The organism is Noviherbaspirillum saxi, from assembly GCF_003591035.1.
Classification (GTDB): domain Bacteria; phylum Pseudomonadota; class Gammaproteobacteria; order Burkholderiales; family Burkholderiaceae_D; genus Noviherbaspirillum; species Noviherbaspirillum saxi.
In genome coordinates this window covers 2,283,658-2,295,519 of sequence record NZ_QYUO01000001.1, presented here as the reverse complement: position 1 = coordinate 2,295,519, position 11,862 = coordinate 2,283,658, and the positions used below count along the sequence as shown (strand labels likewise).

The window sequence follows — 11,862 nt, the reverse complement described above, 5'->3', positions numbered from 1 at the left end:
GGACGCGTTGAGCGCCTGCAGAGCCCAACGAATAACAAGTCGGAGACAGCATGAACAAGACTTTCTGGAAGCAGTTCGCGATTGCGCTTGCACTTTTTCTCGCCGGTTATTTCACCTTCAACGGCAAGCTGTTTGCCCAGACACTGGAAAAGCCGAAAGTCTCGATCGCGGTGGGCGGCAAGAACCTGTTCTACTACCTTCCGTTGACAGTTGCCGAGCAACTCGGCTATTTCAAGGATGAAGGCCTGCAGGTTGAAATCAGCGATTTCGCCGGCGGCGCCAAGGCTTTGCAGGCACTGGTCGGCGGCAGCGCCGACGTGGTGTCGGGCGCATACGAACACACGATCAACATGCAGGCCAAGGGCCAATCCATCACCGCTTTCGTGTTGCAGGGCAGGGCGCCGCAGATCGTGCTGGCGGTCTCGAACAAGACCATGCCCAATTACAAAAGCATCGCCGACCTCAAGGGCAAGAAAATCGGCGTCACCGCGCCGGGTTCATCGACCAACATGATGGCCAATTTCGTGCTCGCCAAGGGCGGGCTCAAGCCGACCGATGTCTCCTTCATCGGCGTTGGCACATCGGCCGGCGCGCTGGCGGCGATGCGCTCCGGGCAGATCGATGCGATCGCCAACCTGGACCCGGTTGTCACCATGCTGCAGCAAAAGAATGACGTCAGGGTCATCGCCGATACGCGTACGCTGAAGGACACCAACGACGTCTTCGGCGGCCCAATGCCGGCCGCCACGCTGTACACCACCGATGCCTTCCTCAAAAAGAATCCGAATACCGCACAGGCGCTGACCAATGCGATGGTCCGTGCATTGAAATGGCTGCAAAAGGCCGGTCCATCCGACATCATCAAGGTGGTTCCGGAAAGCTACCTGCTGGGCGACCGCGCGCTGTATATCGATGCCTTCATGAAGGTGCGTGAAGCGATTTCGCCGGATGGCATGATCCCCGATGCCGGACCGAAGACCGCATTGAAGACGCTGCAGGCGTTCGACCCGGAACTCGCCAGCAAGAACATCGACTTGGCCAAGACCTACACCAATGAACTGGTGAAGAAGGCAAACGCGAAGTACAAGTAAACCAAGCAAGGCCGCGCCGGCGGCCCGCCCGCCGTAGGGCGCAGAATCATGCCGATGCCTGCAGCAGGCAGGCATGCCACTTCACGACACCAGCAACGATGACACCTGCGCTTGCCCTCGACAGCATTACCTGCACCTTCGTCTCCAAGGAAGACCGCACGCAACGCTATACCGCGGTTGCCGATACCACTCTGCATATCGCACCGGGCGAATTCGTATCGGTGGTCGGTCCTACAGGATGCGGCAAGTCGACCCTGCTGAATGTCGGCGCAGGTTTGCTTGCGCCGTCTTCCGGATCGATCAAGGTTTTTGGCGAACCGCTGGAAGGCATTAACCGCCGCGCCGGCTACATGTTCCAGGCCGAAGCCTTGATGCCCTGGCGCAGCGCGCTGCAAAACGTCATTGCCGGCCTGCAGTTTCGCGGCATTGATGCGGCGAGTGCGCGCCGGCAGGGCGAAGAGTGGCTGGCACGCGTCGGCCTGCAAGGTTTTGGCGATCGTTATCCGCATCAATTGTCCGGCGGCATGCGCAAACGGGTCGCGCTCGCGCAGACCCTGATTCTGGACCCCGACATCATGCTGATGGACGAACCGTTTTCCGCGCTGGATGTGCAGACCCGGCAATTGATGGAAAACGAAGTGCTCGATTTGTGGAGCGCCAAGAAAAAGGCAGTGCTGTTCATTACTCATGACCTCGATGAAGCGATCGCGATGTCCGATCGTGTCGTTGTGCTGTCGGCGGGACCGCAAACCCATCCGATCGGCGAATTCCATATCGACCTTCCGAGGCCGAGGGATGTGGCGGAAATTCGCATGCATCCGCGCTTTGTGGAACTGCATGCGCAAATCTGGAATGTATTACGGGAAGAAGTGCTGAAGGGGTATCAGCAGCAAAAGACCAAGGCATAGGTTTGGTCGCCGGCAGAAAGAGAGTGCCGCGCGGCTGCCGACAGGAACGCACATCAATCGATAACAACGCATAAGCGATGCTCAATCTCATCCGACCAAACCAAAAAAACCTGCGCATCTGGCAGGTACTCGTACTGGTTGCCTTTTTCGCGGTCTGGCATTTCGCGACCCGTGATCCCCAAGCTGCATTTTTCTTCGGCGAGCCGATCAAGGTGATGGCGCGCATCTGGCAATGGTTCACGGTCGGCAGCGGAACGCTGGAAGTCGGGTTCATGGATTCGACCTGGTTCACGCTGAACTTTCCAGCCGAAATCTATCCGCATCTGCTAGTGACGCTCACCGAGACGTTGCTGGCTTTCGGTATCGGCACGCTGCTGGGATTGGCTTGCGGCCTGTGGCTGGCGCTCTCGCCACTGACATCGGCCATCCTTGATCCCTATATCAAGGCGGCCAACTCCATGCCGCGCGTCATCCTTGCGCCTATTTTCGCGATGTGGTTCGGCCTTGGCATCTGGTCGAAAGTGGCGCTGGCGGTCACACTGGTTTTCTTTATCGTGTTTTTCAACGTCTACCAGGGTGTCAAGGAAGTTAGTCCGGTCGTTCTGGCCAATGCCCGCATGCTGGGCGCCAGCCAGCGCCAGCTGTTGCGTCAGGTCTATCTGCCGTCGGCGACCTCATGGGTATTTTCAAGTCTGCATACCTCGGTCGGCCTTGCCTTCGTCGGCGCCATCGTCGGCGAATACCTGGGTTCGGCGCGCGGCGTCGGTTATCTGATCCTGCAGGCGGAAGGCACTTTCGACATCAATACCGTGTTTGCCGGCATTCTTGTGCTGACGGCTTTTGCACTGGTGCTCGACACCGTGGTCGGCATGATAGAGCGGCGCCTGATGAAGTGGCAGCCGAAAAGCGGCGAAACCGAGAAGATGTAATCCCGGGCGGGCGCAGGTCTTGCTAGAACGGAATCGGCTAACGCGACCGATTCCGCACCAGCCCTGCGCATCAGTTTGCGCAGGTAGAAAAGTGTGAACGTGCGCACCACATTTGTGCTTGCCAGATGCCCATGTCGTGTGACGGCCCGTTTTGAGGCGTACTGCCCGAAAACAGTGCGTCGCCGCGCCTGGCATAAATAAAACACTCCAAGGAGGACCTCAATGACACTACCTCAGCCCACCATGCTTATCCGCAGTCTTTTTATTATCGCTGCCACGCTACTGTCCGGTACCGCCATCGCGCATCCTGGCCTGCATCATGCGGACGCAAGCTTCGCGGCCGGTTTCGGACATCCTTTTGTCGGCTGGGATCATCTGCTCGCCATGCTGGTGGTCGGCATCTGGGCTGTCCAGCAAAAGCGCCTCCCGGCTCTGCTGATGGCGCTGGCCTTCCCGCTGATGATGGCTGTCGGGGCCGCAGTGGCCATGTATGGCAGTAGCTTTGGTGGCGTCGAGACCGGTATCGCGAGTTCGCTTGCCTTGCTGGGCTTGCTGGTTGCCTTTGCGGTGCGCATGCCGGTGGGTGCGGGAATTGCGATGGTCTCGGTGTTCGGCCTGATGCATGGCTACGCGCACGGTATCGAAGCACCTGTCGGCGGTTCCATGTTGGCGTACGGTGCCGGATTTGTGCTTGCGACGCTGCTCTTGCATCTGGCCGGTGTACTGATGGGGCTCGCTGGACGCCGTCCAGTCGCCGCCATGTTGTTGCGGGCAAGCGGTGCGGCTGTCGCAGTTACTGGCGTAGGCTTGCTGGCCTTTACCTAAAACTGCTTGTTCAGCAATGCATGAAGGCGGTCCACGCCACGCCTGATTTCAGCGGGCGGGATTGCCGCAAAACCTAGCAGCAATCCGCATACGCCAACGCGTCGCGTATCGGCTTGCGTCTCGTTATAGAAATACGACAGGCCTCGCAGCTCAAGTCCATGATCCAGCCCCGCCTTGGCGATGACGTGGTCGTCGCAAGGCTGCCTGAACATCACCGGCAGATGCAAGCCTGTATCCGTCGCGCCGACGGTCAATCGATCCGATAGACGTGCGTCGATTGCGCGCAGCAGGGTGTCGCGCCGTTCCGCATACACGTCGCGCGTGCGGCGGATATGGCGCTGAAAATGTCCTTCCTGGATAAAATCCGCCAATACTGCCTGGGGCACCAGCGGCGCGTGGCGGTCCATGATTGCCTTGCCTTGGGTGAACGCCTGCGCAAGCGCCGGCGGAGCGACGATATACCCTAGCCTCAAGCCGGGAAACAATACTTTCGACAGCGTTCCCACGTAAATCACGCAACCGGACTTGTCCAGACTTTGCAGCGATGCAAGCGGCGGGCCGCCGTAACGGTATTCGCTGTCATAGTCGTCTTCGACTACCCATGTCTTGTTGGCCGACGCCCAGCCTAACAGTTCCAGCCGCCGTGGCAGGCTCATTGTCATGCCAAGCGGCAGCTGATGGGTCGGCGTGACATATACCAGCCGCGCTTCAGGATAATGGCTGATGCCGTGCGCTACGTTCAATCCCTCATTATCGACCGGCACCGGACAGATACAGGCTTCCGCCGCCCGCAGCGAGGCATTGATTCCGCGATAGCCGGGTTCTTCCACCCAGACCTTGTCTTCCGGCATCAGCAGCATGGTGGCGATCAGATACACAGCTTGTTGCGAGCCCGAGGTGATGATGATTTGATCGGCGGTGCACTGCACGCCGCGCGAGGCGCGCAGATAGCCGGCCAAGGCTTCGCGCAGCGGCAGGTATCCGGCAGGGTCGCCGTAGCCCAGTTCATGGGGCGGGCGGCGCCAGCAACGGGCTTCCAGCCGGCTCCACACATCGAAGGGAAAGGCATCCAGTCCCGGCATGCCAATGCGAAACGCGCGCGATGCTCCCTGATGGTAGGGCAGATATGCTTCGGGCCCGGTAAAGCGTTCGCCGCGTGCAGACAGAGGGCGGATAAGCTGATGCGGCTTGCCACTGTTCAGTGCATTCGCGATTGGCAGCGAGGAACTGACGAAAGTGCCCTTGCCCACGACACCAGATAGATAGCCTTCGGCGAGCAATTGCGAATAGGCATTCAGAATGGTTTGCCGCGAAACGCCGAACATAGTCGACAATTCTCGCGTCGGCGGCAATTGGACGCCCGGGCCGAGAGTTCCTGCCAGGATCGCCTGCTTGATTGCAAGATAAAGCTGTCGAAACATCGGTGTCGCCGACCCGGGATCAAGTCGCAGGGTGGCTAGAGAGTCGGCAAAGTGCATAGGAGACGGATCGCAAAATTGGTATTCTCAAATTACCATTTATTGGCTCTTTAAGAAAGCCAAATGGCTTGATAAGCTGTTTTCCGCTGCAGCATTCTTGGTTCACCATCACCTCATCCTAACCAGGCAGGGACACTATGCACACTTACGAAGCCACTATCTCCTGGAGCCGCGGAGACCACGCATTTACCGACAATCGCTACAGCCGCGGCCACCGCTGGAGTTTCGATGGCGGAATCGAAGTTCCGGCATCGTCGTCGCCCTCCGTCGTGCCGGAGCCGATGTCGATCGCTGCGGCGGTCGATCCGGAAGAGGCCTTTGTCGCCGCAGTATCCAGCTGCCATATGCTGACCTTTCTTTGGGTCGCGGGCCGGCAAGGCTTTGTGGTCGATAGCTATCGCGACAAGGCGTTGGGAATCATGGAAAAGAATACGGAAGGACGCGTTGCGGTCACCCGTGTGACGCTGCGTCCGCGCATCGTGTTCAGTGGCACTCGCCAACCCAGTGCCGACGAATTGGACCATATGCACCACAAGGCGCATGAGGATTGTTTTATCGCCAACTCCGTCAAGTCGGAAATCGTGGTTGAAGCACAATAACTCGTATCACGGCACTAAAGGATCATTCATGTATATACCGTCAATGTTCGAGGAAACGCGCCTCGACGTTATGCACCAGTTGATGCGCGAACATTCTCTCGGCACATTCGTCACGCTTGGGCCGGATGGGCTCAATGCCAATCAGCTGCCGTTTGAAATCGATTCCGGCGACCCACCGTTCGGCACCTTGCGCGCGCACGTTGCGCGCGCCAATCCGGTATGGCGCGACGCGTCCGGCAGTGTGGAGTCGCTGACGGTGTTTCAGGGCGCACGCGCCTATATCAGCCCTTCGTTCTACGCGACCAAGAAAGAGCACGGCAAGGTCGTCCCGACCTACAACTATATGGTCGTGCATGCCTATGGACCGCTGCGCGTGATCGATGATCCGCAGTGGGTACGTGCCCAGCTTGAGCGCCTGACCGGTGCGCATGAAGCAGGACAGTCTGAAGCCTGGAAGTTGAGTGATGCGCCGGCCGACTTCATCGAGAAGCTGTTGCCGTCGCTGGTAGGCATCGAGATTCCGATCACAAGATTGCTCGGGAAGTGGAAGGTCAGCCAGAACCAGCCGCGCCTCAATCGCATCGGTGTGGAGGACGGGTTGAGGACACGAGGCGGCAGCGAAGCGCTGGCAATGGCGGAGGCGGTGGCTAACCGAGGAAATCAGATCGCATAGCACGCGCGGCGGAGAATGCGGTCTCGCTTGGTACAATGGCGGTTTCGCAATCTAAACCGGCATTTTCATGATTGATATCCAACTTCTCCGCAAGGACATCGACAGCGTCGCGGCCCGTCTGGCCGCGCGCAAATTCCAGCTGGATGTTGCCGCCTTCAACGCCATGGAGGCGGAACGCAAGCAGATCCAGACCCGTACCGAAGAATTGCAGGGCAAGCGCAACGCACTGTCCAAGCAGATCGGCATGCTCAAAGGCAAGGGCGAAGACACCACTGCCGTGATGACCGAAGTGGCCGGCATCGGCGACGAATTGAAAGCATCCGCCGAGCGGCTCGATGTCATCCAGGCAAAAATGAGCGATTTCCTGCTGGCCGTTCCCAACCTGCCGCATGAATCGGTGCCGGCCGGCGCGGACGAGAGCGCTAACGTCGAAGTGCGCAAGGTAGGGACGCCGCGCAGCTTCGATTTTGAAGTCAAGGACCATGTCGATGTCGGCGCCGCAATCGGCCTCGATTTCGATGTGGCGGCCAAGCTGACCGGTTCCCGCTTTGCCGTCATGAAGGGCGGCATCGCCCGACTGCATCGCGCGCTCGCGCAATTCATGCTGGACACGCATACCGCTGAACACGGCTATACCGAATGCTATACGCCTTACATGGTCAATGCCGACTCCCTGCGCGGGACAGGGCAGTTGCCGAAATTCGAAGCGGATCTATTCGCGGCCAAGAAGGGCGGGCAGGAAGGCGAGGGCGAAGCCCTGTACCTCATCCCCACATCGGAAGTCCCGTTGACCAATATGGTGCGCGACGAAATCGTTGCCGCTGATGCGCTGCCGATCAGGATGACTGCGCATACGCCATGCTTCCGTTCCGAGGCTGGCAGCTATGGCCGCGATACGCGCGGGATGATTCGCCAGCACCAGTTCGACAAGGTGGAAATGGTGCAGATCGTCCATCCCGAAAAATCATATGAAGCAATTGAAGAAATGGTAGGCCACGCCGAAAACATTCTCAAGAAGCTCGGCCTGCCGTACCGTGTGATCACTTTGTGTACCGGCGACATGGGCTTTGGCGCAGCGAAGACCTATGACCTCGAAGTTTGGCTGCCGGCGCAAAACACCTATCGCGAAATTTCCTCGGTATCGAATTGCGAAGCCTTCCAGGCGCGTCGCATGCAGGCTCGCTTCCGCAATGTGCAGGGCAAGCCGGAACTGGTCCATACCCTAAACGGCTCCGGCCTTGCGGTCGGCCGTACATTGGTCGCCATCCTCGAAAATTACCAGCAGGCTGATGGCAGTGTAGAAATCCCGGCGGCATTGCAGCCGTACATGGGCGGTCTGACACGGTTGGCGCCAGCGGTATAGAAGGTAACCGTCAACGCTCAACGCTCAAGCGTGGCTTTGCGAAAGAAAGGGCCACGCTGGCGTAGCAGATCCCTGGCGCCGTTCAATGAACAGGCTGTTGCCAGGGATTTTTTTTGCCTGCTTCTTGGCTTCCGCTGCAGCCGTTGCGATCTGATGGTGCGAGTGGAAGTTGCCGGGCTCCACGCGCACGACGCCAAGCGAAATGCTGATGAGCGGATGGAACACCCTGCGTCCGCGCCGGTCTTCGCTGACGTAAGTGCCGCGCTCGCGGTCGTCGGCGTTGTAATACCCCGGGATCGCCGCGCCGAAGTCATTCATGACACTGCGGCACCGGGCCTCCCAATCCTCGCTCTGAAACAGGATGATGAAATCGTCGCCGCCGATATGGCCGATGAAGTCGCGCGTCGGATCGCAATGCGCAGCCAGCGTCCTTCCGGTCAACTGGATCACATCGTCGCCCCTGCGGTAACCGTAGGCGTCATTGAACGGCTTGAAATGATCGAGGTCCGCGTAGCAGGCGAAGAAGGGCACGCCGCCCTGTAGCAACCGGTCGATATGCTCATTGATCGGTACATTCCCCGGCAGCATGGTCAGGGGATTGGCGTAGCGCGCCGCATTGATCTGCATCTGCGTGATTTCACGCATCAGGTCCTGGCCGGTTCCCATCCCGATATAGCGATCTTCCGCCGTGATGATGAAACCGTTGGACAGATGATGATGGTCAGCCTCGACGATCATCCGGCTCAATTCCTGCAGGCTGGTGTTCTTGTCGATGATCAGGGGATACGGATCCATGAATGTCACGCAGGATTTCTTGCCGTAGACGTCGCGCGAGAACAGACGCGCAAAGCGGTCGATCAGATTATGGCGAGTGATCAGTCCTACGGGCCTGCCGTTTTCCACCACCGGAACGTTCTGCAGATCCGGTGTGCCGATGAACATTTCATACACGTCGGTGTTCGTCATCACTGGCGAAGCAGGCGGCACTGCACGCAACAGCTTGGCTGCGGTAATCACATTGTGTTCCAGTGCCGCCTTGTAGGGATAGACGGATACGCCGCTGCGGTTAAGGGAGGCGGCGATGTCGGTTGCCACATCGATCGCGGGATGCGCCAGCGGGCGTGCGATATGGTAGCCCTGACCATAGGCGATTCCGAGGTCGCGCACTAGCAGCATCTCGTTTTGTGTTTCGATGCCTTCAGCGATCGCAATCGTGCCGGATTCCTGCGCGATTTCCTGGATCGAGCGGACGAACTGGAGCTTGACTGGGTCCTGATTGATGCCCTGTACGAAATGCATATCGATCTTGACATATTCCGGCCGCAACTCCGACCACAGGCGCAAGCTCGAAAAGCCTTCACCCAGGTCGTCAATCGCGATTTGAAAACCCATGCCGCGATAATGCTTCACGGCTTCCTTCAACAGCTTGTAATCGTAGGTAGGCTGGTTTTCCGTCAATTCGATGATGACGCGATCCGGATGAATTCCCACATCGTCGATGTATGCCAGCGTTTCGCCATACCGCGCATGCGGTTGCAACAGCATTTCCGGACTCACGTTCAGGAAGAGCTTGCCCGGCAGCTGTAATTCGGTAAAGCGTTCGAGCACGATGCGACGGCACATGTGCTCGACTTCCACGCTGAGATCATGTGCGCGTGCGACCTTGAACAAATTCATCGGCGAATGCAGCGGACTATCGGATGGCCCGCGGATCAGGCCTTCATAGCCGACGATGCCGCCGCGCTGCATATTGATGATAGGTTGAAATAAGGCGGTCAACTGCCGCTGGCTCAAGACTTCTTGTAAACGCGATAGCAGCATGGCATCCTTGCTTTCCGTCTGCCTGCAAGGTTCTTCCACTCTGTCATTGGCGGCGGTCCTGGCAATATGCGCGGCTGTGGCGACAGCCTCATTTGTGTCGGGGCACAGCATCGTCGCCGGAACGGATGTCATGATCGCGTTTTTATGGTGCAGTTCGTGGTTGGGCGCGAGCAGAGATAAAGACGGACTCAAGGCAGGCTTTCTTGTTCTTCTTGATAGGGGGAATCGGTTAGTGCAGTGCCAATCTTAAAGACCGTTTATGACAGCATGATGATAAGAAGAAACTTTTCAGGAGCGCGAAGGCGCCAGCCGAGGCGCGAAGGGAATACATCATCGATTAGTTTATGAACTGCAATCCCCCCTTCCGCCCCGGAGGAAGTCTGTTATAATTTCGTGCTTTGCGGCTGACTCGCCGCAAGACGACCAAAGACGGAAAGGTGGCAGAGTGGTCGAATGCGCTGGACTCGAAATCCAGTATACGTTTATGCGTATCGAGGGTTCGAATCCCTCCCTTTCCGCCAGTAATTCAAAGACTTACGCAGTCTACTTCAGAGCCGCTAATCAGCGGCTTTTTCTTTTGCTGCTGGTGATTTTTTACCAGCCATTCCGATCTTCCTCACCGCGTCCGCCAGCCTGTCTACCGCAAGGTGGCTGTAGCGTTTTGTGTCGCGAAGTTCTTGTGCTCCAAACTCCGCTGACGGTATAGAGATCGACGCCGTTGTTGATCATCTCGTTCGCCGCGCACGGCAGTCATTGCATTGCCTCGATAGCTAGGGTTGATATTTTCACATGTGGAAATTACTCAACAGTGGATGGAAAGTCACACGATTCTTCTTTGTCGTTTCGTGCCCAAGCCTGCTATTATCTTTCTGCATAGAAACATTCCTGAGGGAAAGTTTTTGTGAGGCCACAAGAGCAGCGAATCGCTGGAACTCGGAAACAGCAACATGAAGTTGTAAAGGCTGGAACGTAGTAGACCATGAAAATGTTGCCCATGTTTATCGGCGGGAGCGGGCCATGAATCGCGCTAATCACCGCTTTTCCTATTTACTGTATCCAATCACCCTGGGCATGGCCGGCGCAGCCGCAGTGCTGGCCTTTGGCGGCTTGAGCTGGGGTGCCACACTGGCCGCCGCCGCGCTGGGCGCGGCCGGAATGGGTGCGGGATGGCGCATGAAGGCCGCACACGACGCACTGCAGCAGTCGATTGAAGCTTACATCGCCGGCCGGCAGCAATTCGGCGAACAGCTCACGCCGGTCTGGGTAGGTCACATCGAGTCATCGATGTCCCAGATGGACACCGCGGTTTCTTCGCTGGCCGAACGTTTTTCCGGCATTGTCGACAAGCTCGACCACGCGGTGCACGCCTCCGGCGTTTCCTCCGAATCGATTGAAGATGGCGACGCCGGCCTGGTCGCCGTGTTCGCCGCCAGCGAGAAGGAGCTCGGTTCGGTGATCGCCTCGCTCAAGACGGCCACCGCCAGCAAGGCAGCGATGCTTGAGAAGGTCCAGGGCCTGGAAAAGTTCATTGCCGAACTCGAAGGGATGGCGTCCGAAGTCGCCACCATCGCCGCGCAAACCAACCTGCTTGCCCTCAACGCCGCGATCGAAGCGGCGCGCGCCGGCGAAAGAGGGCGCGGCTTTGCCGTGGTCGCCAAGGAAGTGCGCATGCTCTCCCAGATGTCCGGCGAAACAGGGCGGCGCATCACCGCCAAGGTTGCTCTCATCAGCGATGCCATCGTCGCCACCTGCCAGGCCGCCGAAGAATCGATGCAGCAGGAGCAAAGCTCGATGTCCGCCTCGGAAGCCGTCATCGGTTCCGTGCTCAACGATTTCCGGAGCGTCACCGATGCCCTGGTGCAGTCCGCCAGCCTGCTCAAGCACGAAAGCGTCGGCATCAAGCATGAAGTCGGCGAAGCGCTGGTGCAGTTGCAGTTCCAGGACCGCGTCAGCCAGATCATGTCTCACGTCAAACACAATATCGAGCGCCTCCCGGATTTCCTGAAGCAGAACCGTGCCGGGTTCGACCAGGCCGGCGCTCTGCAACCGCTCGATGCGGCGGCGCTGCTGGCCGAACTGGAAAAGACCTACGCAATGGCCGAGGAGCGCGCCATCCATGCAGGCGGCAATACAGCAAACAGACAAGATAGCGAAATCACGTTTTTTTAGAAGATA

General features: G+C 58.3%; 10 protein-coding genes and 1 tRNA gene. 9 read left to right on the top strand and 2 right to left on the bottom strand.

Translation table 11 applies throughout. The features are described from left to right. Positions 1–50: 50 nt before the first annotated feature. The 4 genes from D3871_RS10670 to D3871_RS10655 all read left to right on the top strand — a co-directional run bounded on the left by D3871_RS10670 (position 51) and on the right by D3871_RS10655 (position 3,753). On the top strand, positions 51–1,091 hold the full coding sequence (locus tag D3871_RS10670) for an ABC transporter substrate-binding protein (protein ID WP_119768867.1): 1,041 nt from the start codon (positions 51–53) through the stop codon (positions 1,089–1,091). 98 nt (positions 1,092–1,189) lie between these two features. Next, positions 1,190–1,999, top strand: coding sequence for an ABC transporter ATP-binding protein (locus D3871_RS10665; RefSeq protein WP_119768866.1), 810 nt, complete (start codon positions 1,190–1,192; stop codon positions 1,997–1,999). A gap of 77 nt (positions 2,000–2,076) precedes the next feature. Then, a complete protein-coding gene (locus tag D3871_RS10660) occupies positions 2,077–2,928 on the top strand; it encodes an ABC transporter permease (protein ID WP_119768865.1) in 852 nt (283 codons plus the stop codon). A gap of 222 nt (positions 2,929–3,150) precedes the next feature. Continuing rightward, positions 3,151–3,753: a HupE/UreJ family protein gene (locus D3871_RS10655; RefSeq protein ID WP_233575575.1), complete on the top strand. Its 603-nt coding sequence runs from the start codon at positions 3,151–3,153 to the stop codon at positions 3,751–3,753. Here the strand turns inward: D3871_RS10655 and pdxR are convergent. Then, a complete protein-coding gene (gene pdxR / locus D3871_RS10650) occupies positions 3,750–5,174 on the bottom strand; it encodes a MocR-like pyridoxine biosynthesis transcription factor PdxR (protein ID WP_233575574.1) in 1,425 nt (474 codons plus the stop codon). The two genes, D3871_RS10655 and pdxR, sit on opposite strands and share 4 nt — an antisense overlap. A gap of 194 nt (positions 5,175–5,368) precedes the next feature. Between pdxR and D3871_RS10645 the strand changes: the two genes are divergently transcribed. The 3 genes from D3871_RS10645 (at position 5,369) to serS (ending at position 7,866) form a co-directional block, all read left to right on the top strand. After that, entirely contained in the window at positions 5,369–5,830 is a 462-nt protein-coding gene (locus D3871_RS10645) for an OsmC family protein (protein ID WP_119768862.1), read from the top strand. 28 nt (positions 5,831–5,858) lie between these two features. After that, positions 5,859–6,503 carry an FMN-binding negative transcriptional regulator gene (locus tag D3871_RS10640; protein WP_119768861.1) on the top strand — a complete coding sequence of 215 codons (645 nt, stop codon included), beginning with the start codon at positions 5,859–5,861 and terminating at the stop codon, positions 6,501–6,503. Positions 6,504–6,570: 67 nt separating this feature from the next. Then, positions 6,571–7,866 (top strand): serine--tRNA ligase, encoded by a 1,296-nt coding sequence (gene serS / locus D3871_RS10635; protein WP_119768860.1) that lies wholly within the window; start codon positions 6,571–6,573, stop codon positions 7,864–7,866. 24 nt (positions 7,867–7,890) lie between these two features. Here the strand turns inward: serS and D3871_RS10630 are convergent, their stop codons facing one another. Next, positions 7,891–9,687, bottom strand: coding sequence for a GGDEF domain-containing protein (locus D3871_RS10630; protein ID WP_233575663.1), 1,797 nt, complete (start codon positions 9,685–9,687; stop codon positions 7,891–7,893). A gap of 431 nt (positions 9,688–10,118) precedes the next feature. Here D3871_RS10630 and D3871_RS10625 point away from each other — a divergent pair. Both D3871_RS10625 and D3871_RS10620 read left to right on the top strand, forming a co-directional pair. Further along, a tRNA-Ser gene (locus D3871_RS10625) sits at positions 10,119–10,208 on the top strand. A 496-nt stretch (positions 10,209–10,704) separates the two neighbouring features. Further along, positions 10,705–11,856, top strand: a complete 1,152-nt coding sequence (locus D3871_RS10620) for a methyl-accepting chemotaxis protein (protein ID WP_119768858.1) — start codon at positions 10,705–10,707, stop codon at positions 11,854–11,856. The last annotated feature ends 6 nt before the right edge of the window (positions 11,857–11,862 follow it).